21 protein-coding genes are annotated in these 23,139 nt (G+C 37.0%); 15 read left to right on the top strand and 6 right to left on the bottom strand.

Going from position 1 to position 23,139, the window contains the following annotated elements:
• Window positions 1-13 precede the first annotated feature (13 nt).
• From Q1V85_RS17975 to traJ, 4 genes are read left to right on the top strand one after another with little or no spacing between them, the layout of a single operon-like run.
• Entirely contained in the window at window positions 14-460 is a 447-nt protein-coding gene (locus Q1V85_RS17975; RefSeq protein ID WP_300601945.1) for a hypothetical protein, read from the top strand.
• Window positions 461-468: 8 nt separating this feature from the next.
• A complete protein-coding gene (locus Q1V85_RS17970) occupies window positions 469-1,113 on the top strand; it encodes a hypothetical protein (RefSeq protein WP_300601944.1) in 645 nt (214 codons plus the stop codon).
• Window positions 1,114-1,158: 45 nt separating this feature from the next.
• The gene (locus Q1V85_RS17965) at window positions 1,159-1,797 is read left to right on the top strand and encodes a TerB family tellurite resistance protein (protein WP_300601943.1); all 639 of its coding nucleotides are present in this window, start codon (window positions 1,159-1,161) and stop codon (window positions 1,795-1,797) included.
• A 29-nt stretch (window positions 1,798-1,826) separates the two neighbouring features.
• Window positions 1,827-3,050, top strand: coding sequence for a conjugative transposon protein TraJ (gene traJ, locus Q1V85_RS17960; RefSeq protein ID WP_300601942.1), 1,224 nt, complete (start codon window positions 1,827-1,829; stop codon window positions 3,048-3,050).
• 28 nt (window positions 3,051-3,078) lie between these two features.
• Here traJ and Q1V85_RS17955 read toward each other — a convergent pair whose 3' ends face one another.
• The 6 genes from Q1V85_RS17955 to Q1V85_RS17930 all read right to left on the bottom strand — a co-directional run bounded on the left by Q1V85_RS17955 (window position 3,079) and on the right by Q1V85_RS17930 (window position 9,594).
• Window positions 3,079-4,719, bottom strand: coding sequence for a beta-1,6-N-acetylglucosaminyltransferase (locus Q1V85_RS17955; RefSeq protein WP_300601941.1), 1,641 nt, complete (start codon window positions 4,717-4,719; stop codon window positions 3,079-3,081).
• Between the two features lie 104 nt (window positions 4,720-4,823).
• Window positions 4,824-5,618, bottom strand: a complete 795-nt coding sequence (locus tag Q1V85_RS17950; protein WP_300601940.1) for a GLPGLI family protein — start codon at window positions 5,616-5,618, stop codon at window positions 4,824-4,826.
• 4 nt (window positions 5,619-5,622) lie between these two features.
• Window positions 5,623-8,370 (bottom strand): outer membrane beta-barrel protein, encoded by a 2,748-nt coding sequence (locus tag Q1V85_RS17945; protein ID WP_300601939.1) that lies wholly within the window; start codon window positions 8,368-8,370, stop codon window positions 5,623-5,625.
• A 35-nt stretch (window positions 8,371-8,405) separates the two neighbouring features.
• Window positions 8,406-8,711, bottom strand: a complete 306-nt coding sequence (locus Q1V85_RS17940) for a hypothetical protein (RefSeq protein ID WP_300601938.1) — start codon at window positions 8,709-8,711, stop codon at window positions 8,406-8,408.
• A gap of 3 nt (window positions 8,712-8,714) precedes the next feature.
• Window positions 8,715-9,245 carry a sigma-70 family RNA polymerase sigma factor gene (locus Q1V85_RS17935; RefSeq protein ID WP_300601937.1) on the bottom strand — a complete coding sequence of 177 codons (531 nt, stop codon included), beginning with the start codon at window positions 9,243-9,245 and terminating at the stop codon, window positions 8,715-8,717.
• Between the two features lie 4 nt (window positions 9,246-9,249).
• On the bottom strand, window positions 9,250-9,594 hold the full coding sequence (locus Q1V85_RS17930) for a DUF6249 domain-containing protein (protein WP_300601936.1): 345 nt from the start codon (window positions 9,592-9,594) through the stop codon (window positions 9,250-9,252).
• A gap of 353 nt (window positions 9,595-9,947) precedes the next feature.
• On the opposite strand from Q1V85_RS17930, the gene Q1V85_RS17925 reads away from it, so the two are divergent.
• The 11 genes from Q1V85_RS17925 to Q1V85_RS17875 all read left to right on the top strand — a co-directional run bounded on the left by Q1V85_RS17925 (window position 9,948) and on the right by Q1V85_RS17875 (window position 23,075).
• Window positions 9,948-11,894, top strand: coding sequence for a S41 family peptidase (locus tag Q1V85_RS17925; RefSeq protein WP_300601935.1), 1,947 nt, complete (start codon window positions 9,948-9,950; stop codon window positions 11,892-11,894).
• A gap of 56 nt (window positions 11,895-11,950) precedes the next feature.
• A complete protein-coding gene (locus Q1V85_RS17920) occupies window positions 11,951-12,163 on the top strand; it encodes a hypothetical protein (RefSeq protein WP_300601934.1) in 213 nt (70 codons plus the stop codon).
• Window positions 12,164-12,389: 226 nt separating this feature from the next.
• A complete protein-coding gene (locus Q1V85_RS17915) occupies window positions 12,390-13,841 on the top strand; it encodes a radical SAM protein (protein ID WP_300601933.1) in 1,452 nt (483 codons plus the stop codon).
• 68 nt (window positions 13,842-13,909) lie between these two features.
• Complete coding sequence (locus Q1V85_RS17910) at window positions 13,910-14,614, top strand: S8 family serine peptidase (RefSeq protein ID WP_300601932.1); 705 nt, start codon at window positions 13,910-13,912, stop codon at window positions 14,612-14,614.
• A 5-nt stretch (window positions 14,615-14,619) separates the two neighbouring features.
• Window positions 14,620-16,347: an ABC transporter ATP-binding protein gene (locus tag Q1V85_RS17905; protein ID WP_300601931.1), complete on the top strand. Its 1,728-nt coding sequence runs from the start codon at window positions 14,620-14,622 to the stop codon at window positions 16,345-16,347.
• A 28-nt stretch (window positions 16,348-16,375) separates the two neighbouring features.
• A complete protein-coding gene (locus Q1V85_RS17900; protein ID WP_300601930.1) occupies window positions 16,376-17,971 on the top strand; it encodes a tryptophan 7-halogenase in 1,596 nt (531 codons plus the stop codon).
• A 21-nt stretch (window positions 17,972-17,992) separates the two neighbouring features.
• A complete protein-coding gene (locus Q1V85_RS17895) occupies window positions 17,993-18,679 on the top strand; it encodes a hypothetical protein (protein ID WP_300601929.1) in 687 nt (228 codons plus the stop codon).
• Window positions 18,667-19,326, top strand: coding sequence for a hypothetical protein (locus Q1V85_RS17890; protein WP_300601928.1), 660 nt, complete (start codon window positions 18,667-18,669; stop codon window positions 19,324-19,326). The genes Q1V85_RS17895 and Q1V85_RS17890 overlap by 13 nt, the downstream gene beginning before the upstream one ends.
• Window positions 19,323-20,648: a hypothetical protein gene (locus Q1V85_RS17885; RefSeq protein ID WP_300601927.1), complete on the top strand. Its 1,326-nt coding sequence runs from the start codon at window positions 19,323-19,325 to the stop codon at window positions 20,646-20,648. Before Q1V85_RS17890 ends, Q1V85_RS17885 begins: the two co-directional genes overlap by 4 nt.
• Window positions 20,649-20,687: 39 nt before the next feature.
• Complete coding sequence (locus Q1V85_RS17880; protein WP_300601926.1) at window positions 20,688-21,593, top strand: glycosyltransferase family A protein; 906 nt, start codon at window positions 20,688-20,690, stop codon at window positions 21,591-21,593.
• Window positions 21,594-21,686: 93 nt separating this feature from the next.
• On the top strand, window positions 21,687-23,075 hold the full coding sequence (locus Q1V85_RS17875) for a glycosyltransferase family 2 protein (RefSeq protein ID WP_300601925.1): 1,389 nt from the start codon (window positions 21,687-21,689) through the stop codon (window positions 23,073-23,075).
• Window positions 23,076-23,139: the final 64 nt, after the last annotated feature.

Here is a 23,139-nt window from a genome sequence, read left to right as displayed (position 1 = left end):
AAATAAATAACCTATGGAAAATATTGATGAATACACCAGGCATCAACGCACCTTCGAATCACTACTCCGTACTAAAGGATATAATGATCGATTTGATTTGATCTCAAAGGCAACTGATTTTCGCCACTTTGGAACACTTCGGGAAACTTTACATCAATTTCTGGCTCATATGGCGAGAGGAAATGTTCGCGCAGCCAAAATCTCTCTTAAGACTTACGCCGAATACCGCCACCCGGACGATTACAAAGAATGCCAATTTGTTGGGGAGTTTAATTTGGAGAAGGGCTTTGTTATTGATCGGGTTTTTATTGAATCGCGGTATCCAAATGAAACACAGCAAATGAAGCTGCGCAACAACAATGATTTGCCTAGTAAGAATGCGGTGGTTGGGCGGTTCCGCCGACCAAGGGTTTGGGACCGCCAAATGAAAGGAGATTTTAAGATCAGAAGAAAACGATAAATGCAAACATGAAAAATACTTGCCTATTTATATTATTTGTTCTTTGTTTGGCACCTGTTCCGGCGCTGTCTCAACAATTTAATGAGTGGTTCAATCAGAAGAAAACTCAGATTAAATACCTCGCTAAACAAATTGCGGAGCTACAGATTTACCTGGGGTATGTAAAGCAGGGATACAAAATTGTGTCGGGAGGACTGAACACCATTCATGATATTAAAAATGGGGAATTTAAATTCCATGATCTTTATTACAAATCGCTTGAATTGCCAAATCCACGTATTCGAAATTCTCCCAAGGCCAAAGAAATCATTACGCAAGAACTATATATCATCAATGCTTGTGTGGCACTAAGGAAATTGATACCAAGCAGTAATGATTTATCCCCAACATTGAAAACTTATATTAACGGTGTAGTTGACCGGCTTTTGCAGGGCGTGGAAAAAGTTCGACAGGATCTGGAGGACATTACTACAGACAATTCTTTAAAAATGAGTGACAATGAAAGGCTGAACCGGTTAAATGCGTTGTATGAACAGAGCAAAGGACAATTTGTATTTGCGCAGAAATTTTCATCAGAAGCAATAGCACTGATCAATTCAGCTCAGCAGGAACTGCGGGATGAAAATATTCTTAAAGAGCTGCATGGTCTTTAGCCGTCCGGATCTACATTTAATCAAAGCACTATAAACACCAAAAGCATGAAAAAGCTATTTTTAACCGTTTCCCTATTCGTAATATCATTTAGTTCGCTGCCGCTTCATACGATTGCGCAGGAGCAGGAAATTGCCCAGCTGGTACTGAACCTGGAAAAACTGAATCAGCTGCGGAAGATCCTGAAGCAACTTTACGATGGATACAAAATCATCAGCGAGGGTTACAATAAGGTAAAGGCAATTACATCCGGTAATTATAAAATTAACGAGGTGTTTCTAGATGGGCTCTACAAAGTGAATCCCTCAGTGAAAAAGTATCATCGAATAGCGGATATTATACGTGATCAGGCAGCAATTTTGAGAGAAAGCAAAACCGCTTTAAAAGATTTTTCCTCGTTCAACATTTTTACGAGTGGACAGATGGAATATATCGATGGGGTATATGACCGATTGATTGATGACAGCATGAAAAACCTCGATGAATTATTAATGATCATCACTGCCGGTCAGTTACGTATGAGCGATGATGAACGGCTGAAAGGGATCGATCGAGTTTATGACGAAGTGCAAAAGAAATTACTTTTTCTCCGCAGTTTTAATAATCGTCAAAAAATGATTGCTGCTGAAATACTCCGTGATAAAGTAGCGGATCAGACCCTTGAATCCTTACATGGACTGAAATAGATTAAATACATAACCTTTTATATATACCTATGAAAAACATCTTTGCGTTTTATCGCAGCAAAAGCTGGGCAGCTGCCTTTCTGAAACTACAATTTCTTGCAACCCTTACTATATTTACTGGTGAGGCAGCATCGGCTCAGGGCTTACCGGAACAAGTCCGGGGATTACAAAAGATTCTGGACAATCTATACAACGAAATGTTACCGACGTGTGGTAACCTCATTGGCGTCGGTCAAGCCCTCGCAGGCTTTGCAGCTCTGTTTTATATTGGAGTGAGGGTATGGAGACATATTGCGGCCGCTGAGCCTATAGATTTTTTTCCTTTACTCCGGCCTTTTGTACTTGGATTCTGCGTCATGAACTTCCAATCTGTAATTGGGATTATGAATGGAGTTCTCAGTCCTATGGTGCAAGGAACCGGCGCTATGCTAGACAATACTAATAAATCCGTTAAACGGCTAATGGAGCAGCGAGAGAAAGAACGAAAAGAGACAATGGCCTATAAAATGTATGGGATTAATGATGGAGCTGGAGATCGTGATGTATGGATGCAGTATACGCATAGCGATAAAGTAGATAGAGAAGGCATCCTTGGAAGCGTGGGATATGATATTGAATTTGCCGTTTCAAAGGCTTATTATAATTTCAAGAGTATGTTTAAGGACTTTATATCCTTCCTTTTACAATTACTCTATGAAGCAGCTGCACTTTGTATCAATACGATCCGCACTTTTAAACTATTAGTTTTAGCGATTTTGGGCCCTATCGTTTTGGGACTTGCCGTTTTCGACGGATTTCAGCACACACTGCCGGTGTATCTGGGGCGTTATATCAATATTTATCTATGGCTACCGATCGCCAACATTCTGGGATCCCTGCTGGGGAAAATACAGGAAGGTATGATCAAGCTTGATACAGCCCAGATTCAACAGACGGGGGATTCTTTTTTTAGCACAACTGATATTGGCTATATCGTGTTTATGATCATTGGCATTGTTTGTTATTTTACAATTCCCAGTATAGCAAACATGGTTGTAAATGCCGGAGGCGGCAATCCGATTACTGCCAGGGCTACTAGCCTATTTGGGGGAACTGCCACCGGTGTGGCGGGGGCTACAGCAGCTGTCGCAGCTGGCGGAATTGGTATGGCGGCAGATGCAATGGGAAATGCTAATCTCATGATGAGCCAGGGAATGAGTAAAACCGGTACTAATAGCGGTTACTTCAGAGACAAGGTGGATGATAAAAAGTGAAGTAATTAGACCTTAGAAGTCTACAATCTCAGTTTACAGGGTGAGTAGAAGGGTAATAGAGTATTTTCTCATCTAATTTTTGAGGGCCTGCGTCTTGCTGTTGTTTTCTAACATCATTTATATTTTCTCTCAAATTCCTATAAGTATTTGTGTTATAGAATCTATTTACATATTCTGGAAGACAGTAGCTACCCTGCCCCCCAAAATCCAACATTGAAAATCCGCCTATGGACATTATTGTTGGGATAAAAACTTGGTCATCGCCTGTCCAGCCGTTTTTTATCTGCCAGTACAGATACGTCAACGCTTCTTTCGAAATTCGGAAAAGAGGATTAAACGAAGCTGCAAGAATAGATGTTGAAATATCTTGAGTCACCTGGAGATGCCTAAAAGAGCTCCATCCGCTCCAATTCGGATCTTCGAAGTGACTCCTAATGAAAGAGCTTAAAAAGTCGGTATTAATACTTCCAGCCTTGAAACTTTCAAAAAAAATAGACCAATTCCCATTAAAGTGCACCCGATCCTCAATAAACCAATAATAATCGAAGTCCTTAAATTTCAAGAAAAAGCTCAATATATAATGATAGTTATGGTAATGACCTTGATTATTCTGAAATCCTTTAAACATGATTTGATTTATCAGCCCGGAATCAATATTTATCGCATTCTCATTTAATACCGATCCTGGAAGACTCAGCATCGCCTCATTGTAAACCAGGTAAAGAGTAATATCGGTAGGAATTTCAGCCTTTAACTTAAAGAACTTTGGCAGAAAGCTAACATCTGTAAGAAACCACAGCATGCATACTTTTCGCGAACTTTTCGACAGATGGGCGGCCCTACGACTCAGTCTATTTACTTTAACATCTATAATCTCCTTATCAATAAGATCTAATATCTCAGGGGCAACATTCTCATCAAATTTTCTTGCAAACAACTGACGACTTTTTAAAAGATCATTTAAATCTCTTGATAAATAAAGCTTCGGATGAAAGTAGGGTGGTTCCCATGATAAACAACGTAAATTATTCGAAACTATGCTATCGATGATCTCGCTGTCCTCAGAATTAAATAGCAAAGAATGAAAAAAACTTTCATCGGGAATTTGGACCGTCTTAAAATATTCAACAAAATCAGGATTCTCCTCCAACAGGGAAAGCACTTTGTTCACAACCTTCATTGGAAACGACCACCATTGAGAACCTCCGTACAGAGTAATCATTGTTTTCACCTGGTTAAAATGAGGAAATCTTCCCATTCCCCCTCCAGGCCAATTTTTTGATGGAATTTCACTGCACTGAATAAAGGTTTTTTGCGGGTTAGCCCGAAAAAAACCCATTATAAATTCGATAGGTTTAATAGGGTAATCTTGCCCACTGATAAGTGTTACGCGATTTGCCAAAGGAAAACGATCTCTTATAAACTTCAGAGAGTTCAAGGTTGCCTGTACAATTCCCCAATTTCCCCAAATGCAGCCGATCCGATCAGCGACGAAGTGTGCTCCACTCGCAGACTCCTTGAATTGCTCAATATCTGACCTTTTGTCGATATGCACCACTATTTGACTATCGGAATGCTTAAGTCGGTCAACCAGTCGTAAAAGTTGTTTTGGGTTGGTATGGGCCAATATTAAAAAAACATGATGCATCGCTGATGAATTGTGTTCCATGCCTTTTGGTGGTTTTCATTACAAAAAACTATTCTTTTTTATATATCATTTTCCGATACATTACGTAAACCGGGAACGGTGTTCTACGCCAACAATCGGTTTGATCAAAAAATCAATACCTTTCTAAAGATGATGCCCCCTGCCGGTCCCCACTGCTTTATCATCTCACCAATTTTAGCTTCATATTGCCCTATTGTATTTCTGCCCCCTTTGCCTTGAGCGATGTCGCTTCTTTTATAATCTGCCGGTATCTGAGTGACAGCGGTAGCGAACCAGCTAACGTGGTCATGTGGCAACGCCAGTCCCAAAATCATTCCGGGGAGCCCGTTAAATGACTCAGGCCCTCCGCTAACATGTATTTCCGATGTGTAAAAAGCAACAACATAGATTGAATCTCTAATCACAGCGTTTGCCCTCCTGCATTCGTAACCTGCAATAGTTCTATATTCATTTGTTATTTTCCAGTTTATCTTTTTTAATGAATCTTCCAAATTATAGGTTGTCCCAAAGACTTTTTTTGTAGCCACATAATTCCTCTTCGTTAGGTCAGTTTGCACTAAATTGTCATTTGAAACCATCGCAAACCACTCGTCGTTTGATACCGGTGTCATCTTCTGCGGACTTTCCGGAAAAAAATCAGTTTTGTCTTTGTCATAGAAAAGAAAAAAATTCGATGTCTTAAACTGTGGATTTTCAGTAACATACTTTTGGTAGTCAGGCTCTTTAATTGCCTTGACTGGCAGCATGTCTGCCATAACCGCTTTCGCATTAATTTTTCTTTCGAAAGTTACCTTCCCTGTCAAAAGAAATTGATCGCCTTGACCAACGCATAAGTTTGACCACCCAAGCAATACAATTAGTAAAATAAACGAGCCTGATAAAGAATAATGCAATTTCATAGAATTACTTCTTAACGTTATTAGAATTAAAGTCCCATGTCAGAGAGAGCAGAAAATATCGTCCAATTGTAGTATAAGTGCTTTCTGTAATAAGCGAATTAGAAATATTCCTGCTAAATCCTTTGTTCTGATTCAATAGATCCTTGCCAGCAAATTTTAAAAACCAAGAATCTAATTTTCCAAACCGCTTGCCCAACGAAAAATTAAGCAGGAAGATGTCCAAATTATTATTAAACGTCCGGGTCTTCTGACGCTTAGTATAATCGAAGTCTGTCGAAAATTCAAGCACACCTGGAAAATAAAGGTTAAAGGACGGTGATACTTGAAAAATCCAATAGTTAGCCTGCGCACCCGTTTGCAATGACATAACATTTACATTATAAGAGGTTCCTCCATTTAGTCCTATATTATATACATCTTTTTTACTTTTGTTAATGTATGCACTCAAAGAATAAACGCCGCTTATCAGATTATTTCTTTTGCCATTAGTAATGATCACATTTCTTCCGCCATTAATATTGAAGTTAGCCCCTCCATAAATATCTCCGAGTTTTTGAAAATTTTTCCCAATACCTATGTAAGAGTTATAGGAAAAACTATTACCATCGGGGATATTCATGTACAAATATGTCGCTTGCCCTGTTGTAACGTCGGTTGTCACATTCAGTCCAATTGGATTTTGACTAAAGGAATAGCTGGCATTGCTAAAAAAATACTGTTTGTTTGCAGGCTTGTAGCTATTATATGTAACGTAAACTGAATTCGAATAATATGGCGTTAAAGATGAGTTACCTATATAAACATTCAGCGGATCTGCATTATTAGCCACAGGTTGTATCTGATTAATTGTGGGTTGGATAACATTACCGGAATACTTTACAGACATTGATTTCTGAAGTTTAAAAGTATAAATAAGCTCAGCTTGTGGATAAAAGTTGAAAAAATTACGACTCACCCTGCTTTGTGTAAAGCGATTTTGCTGATCAAAATTCATAGTCGACAGATCGGTACCTACATTAAAGCGAATTTTATTCTTTGTATAAAGCAATGTGAGCCCCCCTCTATGTGTTATTCTGGAATAATCAAAATCATTGCTAAAAGCCGAATCTAACATATCATAGGCACCTCCAATGGATCGGTTATATGTATTAATATTCATCCTGCTTTGGCTGACCAAAAAATTATATTTTGCGCTCAGGAAGGTCGATGATGATAATGGTTCAATATAGGTCGCTTTAGCATCAAAATAATTTGACTCCATTTGATTCTTTTTAAACTGGTCTACTGTTAAGATAGAATCACTATTGCCCGTTTCTTTGAAAAATTGATAATGAGAATAGAGATTGCCGCTTGAGTTTTGATCTAAATATTTATCCCTAATGTCGAGTGCCACAACCCGACCCTTTTTCTTCAATGCTTTTTCTAACCGAGTAGAAATGTTAAATGCATTAAAATCACTTACATTCTTTATGTTTCTTGTACCCGCATTTAGTAATTCACTATTCGCATCTCTATTCTCTGTATTATAAAAATTCTCCGTTGTTTTATGATTTAAAGCGCCCGATACCTCTGTTTTAATTGAAAATGTTTTATCCACATTAATGTCATACTTTGCATTTGCAATATTTCTTAAAATGTTATTATTAAAGACCTGTTGACTTTTAGTATAAAGAATGTTATCTGCCAGGGTATTTTGAGAAATCGTGTTATTATTTCCACTTACCGTAATATCTGAAATTTTATAATTTAAGTTGACGTACTGTCTATCAGCATTCCACCGATTACTGAAGTGAAAGCCACCTGAGATTGCTTTGGGTATACCTTGCCCCGTGTAACTACCACCCCAAGAATCCAGATCGACATCTCCGGTAATGGTTTGATCGATACCTGTATTATATTTCTCATTATCTTTTGAACTGAGACCGATTACTCCCGTATTACTCAATGTCCCGTAAACCGAAACTTTCTTTTTGTTTTTGAAATAGTTAAGCATTGCCTGATTCTCATATACCTTATCAAATCCCCCCCCAAGCGTAATTTTACCAAAACGTCCATTTTTACTATCTTCTTTCAATTTTAGATCAATTACTTTTTGTTTTTCCGCTTCTGTCACGTCTGTCAAATTATCCGACCTCTTGTCATATACCTGAACTTTGTCGACCATTGAAGCGCGGAAATTTCTAGTTACTATTGTAGGATCATCTCCGAAAAACTCTTCGCCATCCACAAGCACCTTCTTAATTTCTTTTCCCTGTGCTGATATATTTCCTTTTTTATCAACTTGTATTCCCGGCAGATTTCTTAACAGCTCCTCCACCGTGGCATTCTTATGCAATCTAAAACTATCAGCAATGTACTCAGTAGTATCCCCCCGTATTCTGATAGCGGCTATCTTTTGCCTTACAACAACCTCCTCCAATAGTTTCGCTTTTGGCGTAAGTATCACTTTCCCCAAATCAGTTAAAGTTGCCGACTTCAACGCTATGATATCGGCATAATCCACATATCCCGTGCTTGAGATAAGCAAAACGTACTTTTTATCTTTAAGATTTGAAAATTTAAACGAGCCTCCATTATCAGTATACCCAAAAACTAGTAAAATAGAATCCTGACCTCCCAAGATAGATACTGTTGCGCCAACAACAGGTTTTTGAGTTGAAGTATCAATGACTGTGAGAGCCAATTCTTTCTGGCTAAATACGCCTTTTGACACAAAAAGGAATATTAAGAGTGGCAAAGCAATCTTCTTCATTTGGTTTCTTTATTTGGTTATTCAATTCTTTCCTGCTAACTAGAAGCGAGGGCTCTTTTAGTCAGAATGTTAGCAACACTCACAAATCCAATAAATATTAGCGACAAAAATCCCACTAATATACCATTCCTAAGTTCTTCCGTAGCTAATAAAAACAAAACAGTCAGGATAGAAAGTAGGGTAATAATAATAATCTGATGATCATCTACTGACAAGTAGACTTTCGTTGAAGAAGCCTTTCTCTTCTCCAGGCTTGCCAAAACCTTTTCGTTGAAGTCTTCAGAGGGCACCGAAAGTAAGCTTGTTTCAAGAATTTCTTTAATCAGCTTTTCATCGTCCATAAACTAATGATTTTTAATATATTGGCTTAATTTGTTTCTTGCTCGATGCAGTATTACTTTTATATTGGCTTCCGAATAATTGGTGATAAAATGAATCTCTTTTATACTTTTCTCCAACAGATAGAATAAGTTTACAAACAAGTATTCTTTTTCTGTCAGGATGTCCATCGCATTTTTTAATTTCAATAAAACCTCCTCTCCCTGCTCCTTTTCAAAGACCTCGTTTGTCGTTTCATTACTATTTATATTTATCGATTTAGTTAAAATTTCATTTTTCTTTATAACTGATAAATACTTAATAGATTCATTGTACACAATTTTACAGAGCCAAGATGAAAATGCCGATTCATTTTTAAGCTTCGCCATATGTAAAAAAGCCTTCACAAAAGCCTCTTGGACAATATCTTCTGCATAATATTTGTCCCGCACAAATTTATAAGCGATAGAAAATGCAAGATTTCTATACTTTGTAAGCAGCTCCTCAAACATGTGCTCACTACTCTTTTGCCCGGTAAGAGTATCCGAATTCCGCATGCTTCTAGTTATCGCCTCTTTTTATTGCTCTATAGTAAATTAATAATCCAATGCCTGCAGAACCAGAAAGAGTAATAAAATAGATTACAACATAGTCAGGATCTGAGGAATTTTTGGTAATTAGATAACCAATGAGGAATCCAACCGACATCGACAAAAGAAATACCCCTTTACTCAATAACGAATATTTCAAATTTTTCAATCCTCCTGTTACAAAAGAAAAGTTTTCCTTTTTTATTAGTTCAAGTCTCTCTTTGTGCTTAGCTCTAACATAATAAAACAGTAAACCCATTGATGCGATTACGAATATTATAATTGCTACCGAAAATAATACTTGATTTAGCTGCATAGTTTTTTTTAGTTACTGCCTAATAATAAGATCGGCCTATGGTTTAAAAGGTTACATTTCTTCCAATCTTTTTAAAAAAATTCTCTGCTTTTTTTTCTTCCATTATCAATTTACGCCCAATTTTCATATTTGCCCGCTATGAAATAAGAAAATTATTTATGGGACAGGGTCGAGGGTCACAAAATCTGCAATGAATTGATTTTGTTACAAATGTAACTATTTGGTGATATTTGACAGTGCCCCTCTTATCATATTTAAAAAAATTATTCTGCATTTTTTCAAAAAATTATTTTTTTATTATATAAAGTAAATGTAACTTTTTGGTGAGAATTTATTTTAGCTATTGAGAAAATATGAAACAATCGCCCCCTAAAATCAAAGCTTTTTTGCTTCCCCTCTCGTGGAGAATTGCTTTTCTTTTGTGGGGAATCTCGGTAAATAGTTGGGCGCAGTGGAATATATTTTACTACAAAGACCATTACATTCCGATTGCAGATTTTGCCTCCGCAAACTCAAACTATTCAACGGGCCATCTGTTTTTTCAACAAACTGGGCAGGTGTCAGACTCAGTTATTCATGGAGGAGTTGCCCCATTTGTTTCTTGTAATTTTCATTATGCTTCAGGATTAGGAATAGGAAACGCCACTAAATTTTGGTCGTTAGATCTGAACAGTCTCTTAGTTAATCCACAAAAAACAATATTTTATTTCAACTTTTCCTCTAAAAATGTCCAATTCTATTGGGTAGTTCTTACGGATAATACAGGCAGACTATACAAAAAAAAATTCGCTCTTAAAAACGATGACTATCAACTTGCTAACGAAAGTCTACTGATTCAATGGGAAGGACTTAGAGACAGTACCCGGCTCAAAAAGCTGGAAGTCCTTCTTGAGCCGAAAGATAGCTCCTTACCTTGTGACTTAATAGTTGGAGAGCTTAAACTCCTTCAAAGAGAGTCGCAAAGGGAAGAGGTTAAGGGGTACTTTTTTGACGAACTAAAAGGAAAAGAAAAATATAACGCCTCTGGATATACGATTGACAACTGGGGTACAGCATTCCCCATAAAAAGCTTCACAATCTTCAGAAGTCTCGGGGCACAATCTATTTTTTTTCAAGCCGATTCCAATGCGTCAAAAGAAAGCGTACAAAAAAACACGCTCGATCTTATTGAATCAATTTTAGGTAGGTACCCATATTTTAAGGAACATGACATTAATAAGGACGCATATCTCACATTCCTACAAAAGACAATACACTCGAATAAAGCTTTCGAAGAAAAGCTACTAATCATTGATAGTCTATTTGGAACGTTATATGACGGGCACTTTCACTTTCAACACAGTAAAGAGCAAAAAGTCAACTCTCCTATTGTTGTTAAAGTTATTAATGGTGTATATCAAATTGTCGGAGTTTTTAATGATGATATAAAAAAGAGTATTCAACCAGGTGATAAACTATTGGCAATTGATGGGAACTCTATTGAAAACACAGTAGGGCAAAATAAACAAGACATCTATGGGCCACCGGCCTTCAGAAGTCAGCAAAACGTCTCCAAATCACTGCAAAAGGCTGCATCTGATTCTACGACTATAACAATTGCAAAAGAAAATGGAAATATTGTGAATGTGACTTTTAGCCACGCTCGTCCGCCAATCATTCCGGAAAATTTCAAACCTCAACATGGGCTATTTAGAAATTATGGATCCACGGTATACTTTAGATTGAATAGCTGGGAAATGGGAGATTGGATTAGATTTTATAGTCACAAAGACGAATTGAAAAAAGCCAAAGAAATCATTTTTGATCTTCGAGGAAATTCTGGCGGAGCAGACGTAGAAGCATACCGAATTTTCTCTTGTTTCATAAACAAGCCTGTAAAAGCGACCAAAAGCACCTATTCAATTTCTACCAACAATTCGATTGCGGCTGATAATATAATTATACCAAACCAGCATTTAACTCTATTGGGAAAGAAAGTTTATATATTAAGCGATAATAAGACTGCTTGTGCATCTGAGCTTTTCATCGCTTTGATGAAAACATTCACCAATGCAGCAATAGTGGGCAGCGAACCTAGCTCAGGCTCTTATTCAAGCGGGGAAACTTTCTATCTGCCATTTAACATTACTCTAAAATGCAATATTTTAACTCAGTTTCATGTGCCAGGCAAAGACCAGAACATTGAATTCAAGGGAATCAGGCCAGACATTTTTGTCCCAATCGATTCCTACCAAGACCTTTATCCTTATAATGATAAAGTCCTAAGTACAACATTATTAATCGCTGAAAAACACCATTAACTACGGATATACTAGTGCACAGATATCACATTTTTTAACATCTAAAAATTCAGAAGATGAAAAAACTTAAAATGCGGGACTTAATCAAGCCCCAGGGTAACTCCCAAGAAGGATTAGACAAAAAACTTGTCGACTTCAAAAACATGGTTGTGCCATACTGCGCATCTGGTTACTCTTCAACAAGCGGAGGAACAGCATGTGCTTCCGGTTACAAAAGCAACCCCTGGTGCACCAGCAAGCCAGCTTCCGAAGACGAAGTATTGCTCTAACAGGAAATGAAGGGAGGTTGGATTCTAGCCATGAATCCTTCCTCCTTTTTCATTCTTAAAACTGCGCCTACAGCTACGAACGAATCTTGATAAACTTTTGCACATCGAATCGATACAAGGCACCTTTTATGGGGTTGCGAAGAGCGTGTAAATAAGTAGATGATCAAAGTTTGAATCAAGACTAAGTTTCACTAAATCTGAATTTTTAAATAGTAAAAACGAGTCTATGCTTCCTACACTTAAACTAAGCTATTATAACCACTTTATACCTCATCCACAAAGGAATATCTATCTGGTATACAATTCTCTCTCAAACGGAATGATAGAATTGGATTGGGAAATCGGATTTATTTTGTCAAAGCTGAATAGCATGGAAATCCATTTTTTGGATCCGGAAGTTATCGATCTTCTAAAAAGGAACGGAATGATAATAGACAAGGAGATTGATGAATTTGTATCGGTATCTGAGAGAGCTAAAGTAAATAGAAAGGAATTCGACAACTCCGATACTTTATTCATGGTTATTTCGCCAACAAATACCTGCAATATGAATTGTCCATATTGTTACCAGGGTGATAAAAGTGTCACTTCGGGGGATACCAAATATCTCGGAAAAGAAAACATGCAAGCATTGAAAAACCTTGTAACAAAAGTTGTCAAAGAACCTCATGCCAAAAAAATTGACCGGATAAGAATAGAATGGTTCGGAGGTGAGCCCCTTATAAGAACAGGCACCATTGAAGAGTTCTCTGAATTTGTAACTAAACTAGCCGATGAAAATCATATTGATTACGGAGCCAGCATAATAACAAATGGCACTCTTCTGAACCCCAAAACGTATGCAATTCTCGAAAAGTGCAGGGTCAAATCACTTCAAATTACCATAGATGGAAATAAAGAAATGCACGACAGTGTGCGATTTTATACAAGTGGCAAGGGTACCTACGAAAAAATCCTCAGCAACTTACAAGCCCTTCCAGCAGACAAATTTCAGGTAACAATTCGTATTAATGGAGACAAAGAGGTCTTTAACAATCTTGATCAACTATTCACCGACTTGGAAGATCGCGGTATATGGCCGCAAAGACATCATGAAATTGATTTCCATTGGGCACCTAAATTTTATAACTATCTCGGATTCAACCAAGACAAAGAGAACTATTATACCAGTTACCAATATCAGGAGTCCAAAGAAAAATTCGCCAAGCTGAAAATCAAAAAATATAATTCCTGGGCTCAAAAAAATGGAGCGCCGGAAAAAATGCTAACAATTGCATATCCAAGTTTTGCAGAATTTTACTGCGGAACCGTAGAAAGTCCAAATTCCATCTCAGTTGACGACGGAGGTTATCTTCATAAATGCTACAACACAATAAACGACAAATCCAAAAGAAGCCAACACGTTTCAAACTTCGATCCCTATGGGGAAGGAATGGATCACTACAAGCATTTCGATAAAACAAAGGCCCCGGATTGCAGAACCTGCAAAGTCCTACCGATTTGCGAGGAAAATTGCAATATGCGATTCGTCTCCAATGCAGAAAGCAAGATATGTTCAAGTTGGAAGTATTTTATGGAAGATAGAATGATCTCCATTTATGAAAAGAACTTCGCGGAAGAGCATGAAGCAGAAACAATTGTCTCTAGAACGGGAGTTGTTGAATTAGCCCAACATTAAAGGTCAGGCGGCGTTCCAAACAATTACTATCACAATATATTTTCGATAATGAAATAACGGTTTTTTCTATGCTAACAGTCGGGATAATCGACAGCGGTTTAGCCAGCAGCGAAGTTGCAAAAGCTACATCAAAAATAACAGGCGCGTATCTTTTCAGAAATCCGGAAGGGAAAATTATAGTAATTAACAATGAATTCGAAGATCAATTGGGGCATGGATCAACCTGCTATAAACTAATTAAGCAATACTGTAATAACGCAAATTTCTTTATTGCAAAAATCTTCAAATCTGTTCCTGCAACAGATGAAGAAATACTTGTCCGTGCCATCAATCTCTGCCTGGAGCAAAATGTTGACATAATAAACATCAGCCTTGGTATGCAACAGAATTATATAAGCCCCCAACTCAATGAAGTTTTAAATACATTGTATAAGCTTAACAAACCCGTAATTGCCGCGGCCTACTACGAAGACAAGCATTGCTTTCCCGCATGTCATCCACGGGTTATCGGTGTAGGATGCATTAAATCTTTGAGTAATGGAGAAGTCGCATATGCGCCTGCATCCGCAATCGAATTCTATACAACAGGCGTACTAAGTCCAGAATACGGGAATACCTCGGGAAGTAGTTTTTCTTGCGCAAGAATGACAGGATACGTCACCAAACTTTTAGACGGTAACAAAAGATACACGATCAGTGAAATAAAGCGGCATTTTAGAGCTCGTGCCACTTTGGTGGGGCAGTCATCTGAAGTCACTTCAAAAAACGACTAAAATAAATGGAGCCAAGATACCTGGGAACATTTTTCAAATTTCTTTACCCCTATAGGTTTAAAGAAGCTTTACTATTTGTACTAATGATTTGCGGAACATTTGCTGGTCTAGCTTCCCCCTATGCATTAAAATTAATTATTGATGAAGCAATACCAAACAAGGATTTCAACAAACTATTGTATATAACTTGCGCACTTTTCGGAATATATTTGCTAAGAATAATCATTGGCTACCTATCTGATTATTATAGTGCTTGGACCAGCAACAGAATCATCCATGATATTAAGGTTCGAATATTTGGAAACTTAATGAATGAACCATATAAATACTTTGAAGACAATAATCCCGGAGACATTATACAAAAATCAATTCATGAGGTTCATAAAATTCAAGGCTTTATAACCAATAGCATTCTTAGGTTTTGTAATAATGCAATTCTAATAGTAAGCCTATCTGTCACCCTAAGCGTTTTAAATTTTAAACTTTTCCTTATTTCTCTTTTGGCATTCCCAATTCCAATAATTATTAATAAGCGATTTAATAAAACAATAAGAGCCTGTATTGAAAAGGCAAGTAAGCAAGAAGGACGGATATTCAATTTCTATATTGACAGAATTAAAAACATTAAATTGGTCAAAGCGCTCAATACAATTAACCTAGAAAAAAATAGAGTCACAAATGAACTACTATCTTTGTTTCGGCTAAATCTTCTGACCACCCGTTATTCATCGCTGGGAGCAAATCTTTCCTCTTTCTTTGTTATGCTAAGCCCCTTGTTAATTTTATCATATGGGAGCTTTCAAGTCATGCAAGGTGCAGCTTCTTTGGGCTCAATCGTAGCTTTCATACAATATGTCAACAGATTAAATTCTCCGATTAATGACATGATCTATTTGCATCTTGACTATGCAAAGGCAAAAGTATCTATGAAGCGCATCTACCCCCTATTGATAGACAAAGAAGAGCAAAGCGCCTCACCACTAATACCGGACAATGAAAAGATTTCTGCCATTCATCTAAAAGACCTAGTTTATAACTTTGGAAACGGGCCGGTAATTGAAGAGCTATCAATCAACTTTTTTACAGGAAAAAGCTATGGACTAGTAGGACTTAGCGGATGCGGAAAAAGCACGTTGGTTAAAATTCTTTGTAAATTCTATACGCCACAGCTAGGTAGCGTTTTCTTAAATGAAAACATCGCGCTGGGAAAAATCAATACGACTAAATGGAATGAACGAATTTCTGTTGTCCATCAAGAGCCACTAATTTTAAATGAAACAATTAGAACAAATCTATTATATGGGAACAAGGTGTTATCAGACGATGCCCTTTGGATGGCTCTTGAAGCTGTATGTCTATTAGAACATATAAACAGCCTGCCAAAGTCACTTGATACAATTTTAGGAGCAGATAATGAGGGCGTTTTGTTTTCAGGAGGTCAATGCCAGCAACTTTCTCTTGCAAGAGCCCTCCTAAGAGAATGCGACGTAATTATTCTCGACGAGGCTACATCCTCAATTGATACAGAAAGAGAGGCCCAGATTTTACTAAACATCAGAAATTTTACAAAAGATAAAATTCTAATATCGATTAGTCACCGATTAAGTACTATTAAAAATCTAGATGAAATTGTAGTGCTTAATCAAGGAAGGATAGTGGAAAGAGGCAGACACGGGGATCTACTGTCAGAAAAAGGGAAATACTATTCAATATTCAAAAGCCAGTTGGCCTAATTTTTTACACATTAATAACGGAATTTTTATGAAAGCAAAATTTTTGGCATCGTTGGAGAACTTCAAAACTACCAAGACCAAGTTTGCTAGCCCTGAGCCCTTTTATTTCAACTTGAAATTTGATGAAACTAAAGTCTACAAGAACGTCTGTATAGTTGGAGGAGGCCTCGCCGGTTACCTAACTGCGCTTGCCTTTAGAAAATTTTTCGACATTCCCGTAACAGTAATTGAGTCCGCAAAAATTCCACCAATAGGTGTTGGTGAGGCAACTACGCCTATCTTGCAAGATTACTTATTTGAGGCACTCGGACTTGATAGGGCCGAATTTTATAAAGCTGTTGAGCCAACATGGAAATTAGGAATTAAATTCTTCTGGGGACAGCCAGGTGATTATACATTTAACTACCCGTTCGATAGCAAGGACATTCTTTCCTCGTTAAAATATAAAAATTCAGTCAATCATTGTTCATTGAACTCAATTCTAATGTCAAATGATCTAAGTTTTGTCACTAAGGTAAAAGAGGGAAACGAAGAAGAATATTACTCCTTAGGCAAAACAATTAAATATGCTTTTCATATAGACAACCAAAAGTTTATAAAATATTTGAGAGACAAAGGAAGAGATTTTGGTGTCGAATTTAAAACAGAAGAAATCGTTGATGCAAAAATGAGGGAGTCCGGTGATGAAATTGACTGTTTAGTTAATGACCTGGGAGAAAGTTTTAAGTACGAAATGTATGTCGACTGTAGTGGGTTCAAATCAATGCTGCTTGAGAAAAAATTAAATTCAAAATACATACCTTACAAAAGCAGCCTTTTTAACAATAGTGCAATCACCACCACTGTTCCAAACACAACAGTAAAATGTTATACCTATGCTGAGTCAATGGAGTGTGGATGGTGTTGGAATATTCCATTGCGGAATGAGGACCACAGAGGATATGTTTTCTCCTCCGACTTCATTACAGATGAGCAGGCCTATGAAGAACTTCTTAGAAAAAATCCTACAATGGACAAAAACGTTAAGTTTGTCCGGTTCAGGTCGGGACGTCATGAGGAGTTTATTAAAGGGAATGTCGTTGCCATAGGAAACTCTTACTCTTTTGTGGAACCTCTTGAATCTACCGGTGTTCATATGATTATTGAACAGATTATCGTATTAATGAACAATTTCCTAAACTTAAAAGGCAATCACCCACTGAGAAAACTTGTCAACGATGATATGAACGCCCACTGGGACTATATAAGATGGTTTTTATCAATCCACTTCAAATTCAACAGAAAGTTTGATAACGAGTATTGGACCACCAGCAGAAGGGAAATCGATTCTTCAGGGTTTCAAATGCTTCTGGATCTTTATAGATATCAAGGTTTTTTATCTTTCCAAGATATCACATTCAAAAATATGGTCAAAACATATATAAAGGACACAATATTTGATGTGTACGGAATTGATCATATCCTAGCAGGGCAAGGCATTTACCCAAAGGATCTCGACAGAATATCCCTGGACAATAAAAAAGAGTGGACAGAAATGGTGGATTCCTGGTACTCAATTGCTAACCATGCTATTCCAATTAAAGACGACCTTAAAGTCCTCCTCGAAAACCCTGAATTTCTGTAAAGCTCAAATAAAACTCTATTTATGGAGATTTCAACTATCAAAACATTTGCTATTAATCTTCCAAAGCGTAAGGATCGATATGCCCATATTGTCAAAGAATTCGACGGAAAACCGGAATTCCAGCTGCAGGTGGTCCCGGCTTATGAAGATAAAATTGGTGCCATCGGATTGTGGAAAACAATTCGAAAAATAGTCAAAAACTTTGCTACCGACGAGGAAATAATAGTAATCTGCGAAGATGATCATGTGTTCTCCCCAGATTATGAAAAGAAAAAGTTTTTCGATTTGATAAGAGTTGCACATCAATACCAGGCAGATGTATTATTAGGTGGAGTAAGTTGGTTTTTAGAAGCACTTCCTCTGCAAAAGAACCTTTTCTGGCTAAATTTTTTCAATGGGACTCAATTCATGGTTCTTTATAAAAATTTTTTTAATGCAATAGTCAATACCTCATTTTTTCCTTCTGATGCAGCTGATAATAAAATATCTGTTCTATCCCTAAAAAAGTTTTGCATTTTTCCATTCATTTCCACTCAAACTGAATTTGGATACTCAGATGCCTCAGAGAGCCTTTACTATTCAGGTGTTGTTAGCGGCTCTTTTGATATGGCCACCCGTCGACTAAATAACATTCAAATTGCGTCTAAACATTTTGAGGCGAAGATTAAGAATCTCGGTAAACTAAATTCAATACAATGTCCAACTTAGACAACTTTTCCATATCGACCTATATCATTGGATCCAAAGACAACATTTATAGAACGAACCACGTTGAGGAGCAGTTTTCTGATAAAGAGGAATTTAGCGTTGTGCACGAATTAGGACCTGACATCAGTGCCACTGATGGGCATTGGAACTGGCAAAACCTTTACGGCATAATAGAACATGCAAATAGCTCTGAAGAGGATGATTTGATTATTATATGTAGAGACAATCATGAATTTGCACCTAGCTATAATAAAACGTTATTTCTTGAAAACGTCGTATTAGCTTACGAACTCGGAGCCGATATCCTTTTAGGGGGAGTTATAAACTTCGATGATAGCGTAAGAATAAATGAAAATTTATTTTGGTTAAATGAATTTAACGAGCCCATGTTTATGGTGATTTATAGAAAGTTCTTTAAAACGATCCTAGAAATTGGCGGAACAAGTGACTATTTAATAGATTATTTGATTGCTACCAATTCGAAAAATATAATGATTACCTACCCTTTCGTTTCCGTCTCAAGATGTTTTGGCCCCGCCGAGAAAGTCGAAAGTATTGATCCAATTTTATTCTTTCGCGCTGAGCGTAGATTCAAGTTCATAAGTGACGCATACAGAAAGTATATACTTGCAAAAAATAGCTCATGAAAAAGAGAATAGATACCTATCTCGTGAACAGAAATACTTGGAATAAAAGCCAGAGCCCACCTAAAATGGCATTATCAAATCAAGAAGTATTTGCTCTTCGTCGAGAATACAGTATTAGTGATACCAATAATGCAGATAGACTATGGGCGATTCTGAAGGACATCTCCAAAGATGCCCTCTATAACGAAAGCGATTGTATTCTTTATTGTGAATCGGATGTCATTTTTAGTGAAGCCTTTTCCGGTGAACTTTTTGAGGGTATAATTAAAAAAGGAAAAACTTTAAACGCAGAACTTGTAATTTTTGGGGCATGCTGGTTATTAAATGCATTCCCGGCCGGCGAAAATCTTTTCTGGGTCGATAAATGCGACGACCTACATTTTGCAATTTTCTATAAACCCCTTCTTGCTAAAATCTATAAGACAAGTACCTATCAAGGAAATAATGTTTACTACTTTCTTTCTGAACTTACGAGCAGAAAGTTCATTGCCCATCCCTACATTACCAAACCGAAAGAAAACCTACATATATGCTCTCACCTAAATATAAGCTCAAAACAAGACATTCATGATTTATACTTAAAAAGCTCACAGCGGCTACAATATATCTCGGAGATCTACCATCACTTTAGTGAATCAAATGCCACCATAGACAAAAAGTCAGATGCCATAATTCCCGAAATACAGATCCCGGTTTACGTAATGAACCTGCCTGAGCGTACTGAACGAAAAAGTCACATAATTAATGAGTTCAGTAAACGAGAAGAGTTCGAGTTAAATTTTATCGAAGCATGTAGACATGAAATTGGGGCATTGGGGCATTGGCTAAGCATTAGAAAAATCGTTGAAGCAGCAGTTACAAAAGAAGAGGATGTAATTATAATCTGCGAAGACGACCATATATTCACACCAGAGTATAAAAAAGAATATCTGATCAAAAATATTGTAGAAGCCTATCTATCCAACACAGATTTCCTTCTTGGGGGGGTAAGTAAGGCTGATATGATAACGCCCATATCAGAGAATAGATATTGGGTGCGCTTCTTTCTATCTACCCAGTTTGTTATTGTCTATAAAAGATTCTTTGATAAAATACTGAATGAACCATTCGACGAGAAAATAGTAGCTGACGTTCGATTATCGTGTATGTCAAATAATAAAGCAGTATTATATCCATTCATCTCAACTCAAAAAGATTTTGGATACTCCGATATTACAGCTATTCATAACAGCGAAAAAGACCTGGTTTCAAGTATGTTTCAAGAGTCCGAATTAGCTTTCAGCAGGGTACATTCCGCAGCTCAGTTATATTCTTTAAAATGAAAAAAAATATTGAAGTTATTAATTTGTAAATAAGCCATCATGAATTACAAAACAGCCGTAACGGTAGTGATGCCCTGTTACAACTCTGAAAACTTTGTTGCCAAAGCCATAAAAAGCATTCTAAGTCAAAGTATGGGAGATTTTGAATTTATAATCATAAATGATGCTTCTCAGGATAACACTCGGAATATCATCAAAAAATACCTCTACGACTCCAGGATAAACTTTATTGATCTAAACAAAAACGTTGGCAACTACACCGCAAGAAACATGGGAATGAAGATTGCCAAATCAAAGTATATTGCAGTCATGGATTCTGACGACATTGCTGACAAAAACAGACTGGAAATCCAATATTCTTATCTTGAAAAGCATCGTAAAATCGGGTGTATCGGTAGTCAGGGATACATAGTCGATGAAGATGACAATGTCATCGGCCCTACAAACAAGCCGACAATAGCCAATGTTTTAAAAACATGCCTGCTCAAAAACAATTTTACAATCCACCCATCTTTGGTATACCGGACAAATTTGATCAAAAAGCATAATCTATTTTATAATGAATGCCTTACATATTCTGCCGATTACGACTTTGTTGTCCGGGCCTCAAATAAGTTCAAAATCACAAATCTGGAACAGCGACTCATTTTATATCGAAGGCATTCAAAACAAATTTCAAAGGCAAAATCGAAAGAGCAAGCCGGGTTCGCGGATAAAGTCCGGTTGAGTCAGTTAAATTCTTTCGAACTAAATTACTCCGAGGAAGAACAAAGGTTTTTCCTAAAACTAATGAGAGACGAGCAACTAACTAGAAATGAGCTGCAAACCTGCATTATTTTAATGAATCGGCTCCTTGAACAAAACAAAAGAAAAAAGGTGTATTTCAATAAGCATTTATATCATTTTTTTAATTATTGTATAGAGGAAGCTCTTTTAACCGATTAAGTAAAATCCAAAGAGCATCCGAACAATCTCTGAAAAAATCGTTGACCAGAAATCAGTATATAAAAATTCTATAATTAAATACCCGTACACTGAATGAAATATGATATCCCAGTTTCAGTCGTGATGGTTTGTGAAAACAACGAAGACACTATTGGTCCCGCTATTGCCAGTATACTTAATCAATCATTCTATCAATTTGAGTTTATCGTAGTCAATAATGCCTCGACTGACAGAACTAAGGATGTGATCAATCAGTATACTGACCCCAGATTGAAGCTAATAACATTGTCGGCAAAAAAAAAGAAGCTGGCTGCTACAAACATTGCTATTGATTACTCCAAGGGCAAATATCTTGCTTTTATGGATGTAACAGCCGTTGCTTTAAGAAATAGAATTGAATGCCAATACCATTACTTGGAACAAAAAAGACATATCGGTTGCGTTGGTACATTTGCTGAGGTACCCGACCAGATAGATTCTTCTTTCAACAAAATAACAATGCCGACGCGATCAAACGAAATCAAAGCTTTACTGCTTGTTGACAACTGCATGCTACATGGCACACTGATGTTACGCATGGGCCTTATAAAAAAATACAGGTTGCGATTTGACATCTCCTTTAAATACTATGGGCAATACGACTTTAACACTAGATGCGCACACCTTTTTAAAGTGGCCAATTTAAACATCATTGGCTTGCGATTTAACAAAAAAATCAATAACAGATCAAAAGGGGAAATTGTTGACAGAGTAAAGTACATTAATACGGTTAGAAGACGCGGACTTAAAAGAATCGGTATTTCCTTGGAGAAAAGTCAGGAAATCATTTGTCTGAAGTTGCTAAACGGAGATTATTTATTTCCCGATGAGTTCAAAGAAAGCTGCAAAGTGTTAAGAAGAATACTTAAGGTTAACGAACGACACTTGACTTACAGCAAAAACGCACTGTTAAGTGTATTGGAAAATGTTCTGGAAAAAGGATTTACCAAAAGCAGACTAGGAGGATGGTCAATCGAACTATTTATCATCGAATTTATAATCCAGAAAATTAAAAAGGGAGCTAACATACTAGAATTTGGTGCGGGAGTCGGATCCGAAGCGCTATTAAGAAATTACCGTCTTACCAGCATAGAACATAACTTAGAGTTCTGCTTCAACAAAGACGACAAACATACATGCATACATGCAGCTATTAAGGATGGGTGGTACGATCCATATCCAATCAAATCGCTGGATCTAACCAGCTTCGACCTATTCCTGATTGACGGGCCAGTAGGAGATCTAAGAAAAGGCATACTTGATCATTTAGACTTATTCATAAACATCAAGGCTCCATTTATTTTTGACGATGCGGATCGAGAGTTAGACAGAAAAGTTATTTTAAGTTTCTGTGAGCAATTGAACCTAAAATCCGAATTTATTTCCAGTGGGAATAAAGAGTTTGCTTATTGTTACAACGTTGAAAAGACTTCTCAAAGATAATTTATATAATCACACCTCAAATAAGTGAATATTATAACAAAGTTTCTATTACTTATTTAAAAAT

The sequence above is a fragment of the Niabella sp. genome, from assembly GCF_030150205.1.
In the GTDB taxonomy this organism is placed as follows: domain Bacteria; phylum Bacteroidota; class Bacteroidia; order Chitinophagales; family Chitinophagaceae; genus Niabella.
The sequence above is the reverse complement of the archived record's forward strand: the minus strand, read 5'-3'. Positions and strand labels throughout refer to the sequence as shown.

Excerpts from the sequence above, each read along its gene's own strand:
- Q1V85_RS17975 (WP_300601945.1), top strand. The coding sequence starts at position 14 with ATGGAAAATATTGATGAATACACCAGGCATCAACGCACCTTCGAATCA.
- Q1V85_RS17970 (WP_300601944.1), top strand. The coding sequence starts at position 469 with ATGAAAAATACTTGCCTATTTATATTATTTGTTCTTTGTTTGGCACCT.
- Q1V85_RS17965 (WP_300601943.1), top strand. The coding sequence starts at position 1,159 with ATGAAAAAGCTATTTTTAACCGTTTCCCTATTCGTAATATCATTTAGT.
- traJ (WP_300601942.1), top strand. The coding sequence starts at position 1,827 with ATGAAAAACATCTTTGCGTTTTATCGCAGCAAAAGCTGGGCAGCTGCC.
- Q1V85_RS17955 (WP_300601941.1), bottom strand. The coding sequence starts at position 4,719 with ATGGAACACAATTCATCAGCGATGCATCATGTTTTTTTAATATTGGCC.
- Q1V85_RS17950 (WP_300601940.1), bottom strand. The coding sequence starts at position 5,618 with ATGAAATTGCATTATTCTTTATCAGGCTCGTTTATTTTACTAATTGTA.
- Q1V85_RS17945 (WP_300601939.1), bottom strand. The coding sequence starts at position 8,370 with ATGAAGAAGATTGCTTTGCCACTCTTAATATTCCTTTTTGTGTCAAAA.
- Q1V85_RS17940 (WP_300601938.1), bottom strand. The coding sequence starts at position 8,711 with ATGGACGATGAAAAGCTGATTAAAGAAATTCTTGAAACAAGCTTACTT.
- Q1V85_RS17935 (WP_300601937.1), bottom strand. The coding sequence starts at position 9,245 with ATGCGGAATTCGGATACTCTTACCGGGCAAAAGAGTAGTGAGCACATG.
- Q1V85_RS17930 (WP_300601936.1), bottom strand. The coding sequence starts at position 9,594 with ATGCAGCTAAATCAAGTATTATTTTCGGTAGCAATTATAATATTCGTA.
- Q1V85_RS17925 (WP_300601935.1), top strand. The coding sequence starts at position 9,948 with ATGAAACAATCGCCCCCTAAAATCAAAGCTTTTTTGCTTCCCCTCTCG.
- Q1V85_RS17920 (WP_300601934.1), top strand. The coding sequence starts at position 11,951 with ATGAAAAAACTTAAAATGCGGGACTTAATCAAGCCCCAGGGTAACTCC.
- Q1V85_RS17915 (WP_300601933.1), top strand. The coding sequence starts at position 12,390 with ATGCTTCCTACACTTAAACTAAGCTATTATAACCACTTTATACCTCAT.
- Q1V85_RS17910 (WP_300601932.1), top strand. The coding sequence starts at position 13,910 with ATGCTAACAGTCGGGATAATCGACAGCGGTTTAGCCAGCAGCGAAGTT.
- Q1V85_RS17905 (WP_300601931.1), top strand. The coding sequence starts at position 14,620 with ATGGAGCCAAGATACCTGGGAACATTTTTCAAATTTCTTTACCCCTAT.
- Q1V85_RS17900 (WP_300601930.1), top strand. The coding sequence starts at position 16,376 with ATGAAAGCAAAATTTTTGGCATCGTTGGAGAACTTCAAAACTACCAAG.
- Q1V85_RS17895 (WP_300601929.1), top strand. The coding sequence starts at position 17,993 with ATGGAGATTTCAACTATCAAAACATTTGCTATTAATCTTCCAAAGCGT.
- Q1V85_RS17890 (WP_300601928.1), top strand. The coding sequence starts at position 18,667 with ATGTCCAACTTAGACAACTTTTCCATATCGACCTATATCATTGGATCC.
- Q1V85_RS17885 (WP_300601927.1), top strand. The coding sequence starts at position 19,323 with ATGAAAAAGAGAATAGATACCTATCTCGTGAACAGAAATACTTGGAAT.
- Q1V85_RS17880 (WP_300601926.1), top strand. The coding sequence starts at position 20,688 with ATGAATTACAAAACAGCCGTAACGGTAGTGATGCCCTGTTACAACTCT.
- Q1V85_RS17875 (WP_300601925.1), top strand. The coding sequence starts at position 21,687 with ATGAAATATGATATCCCAGTTTCAGTCGTGATGGTTTGTGAAAACAAC.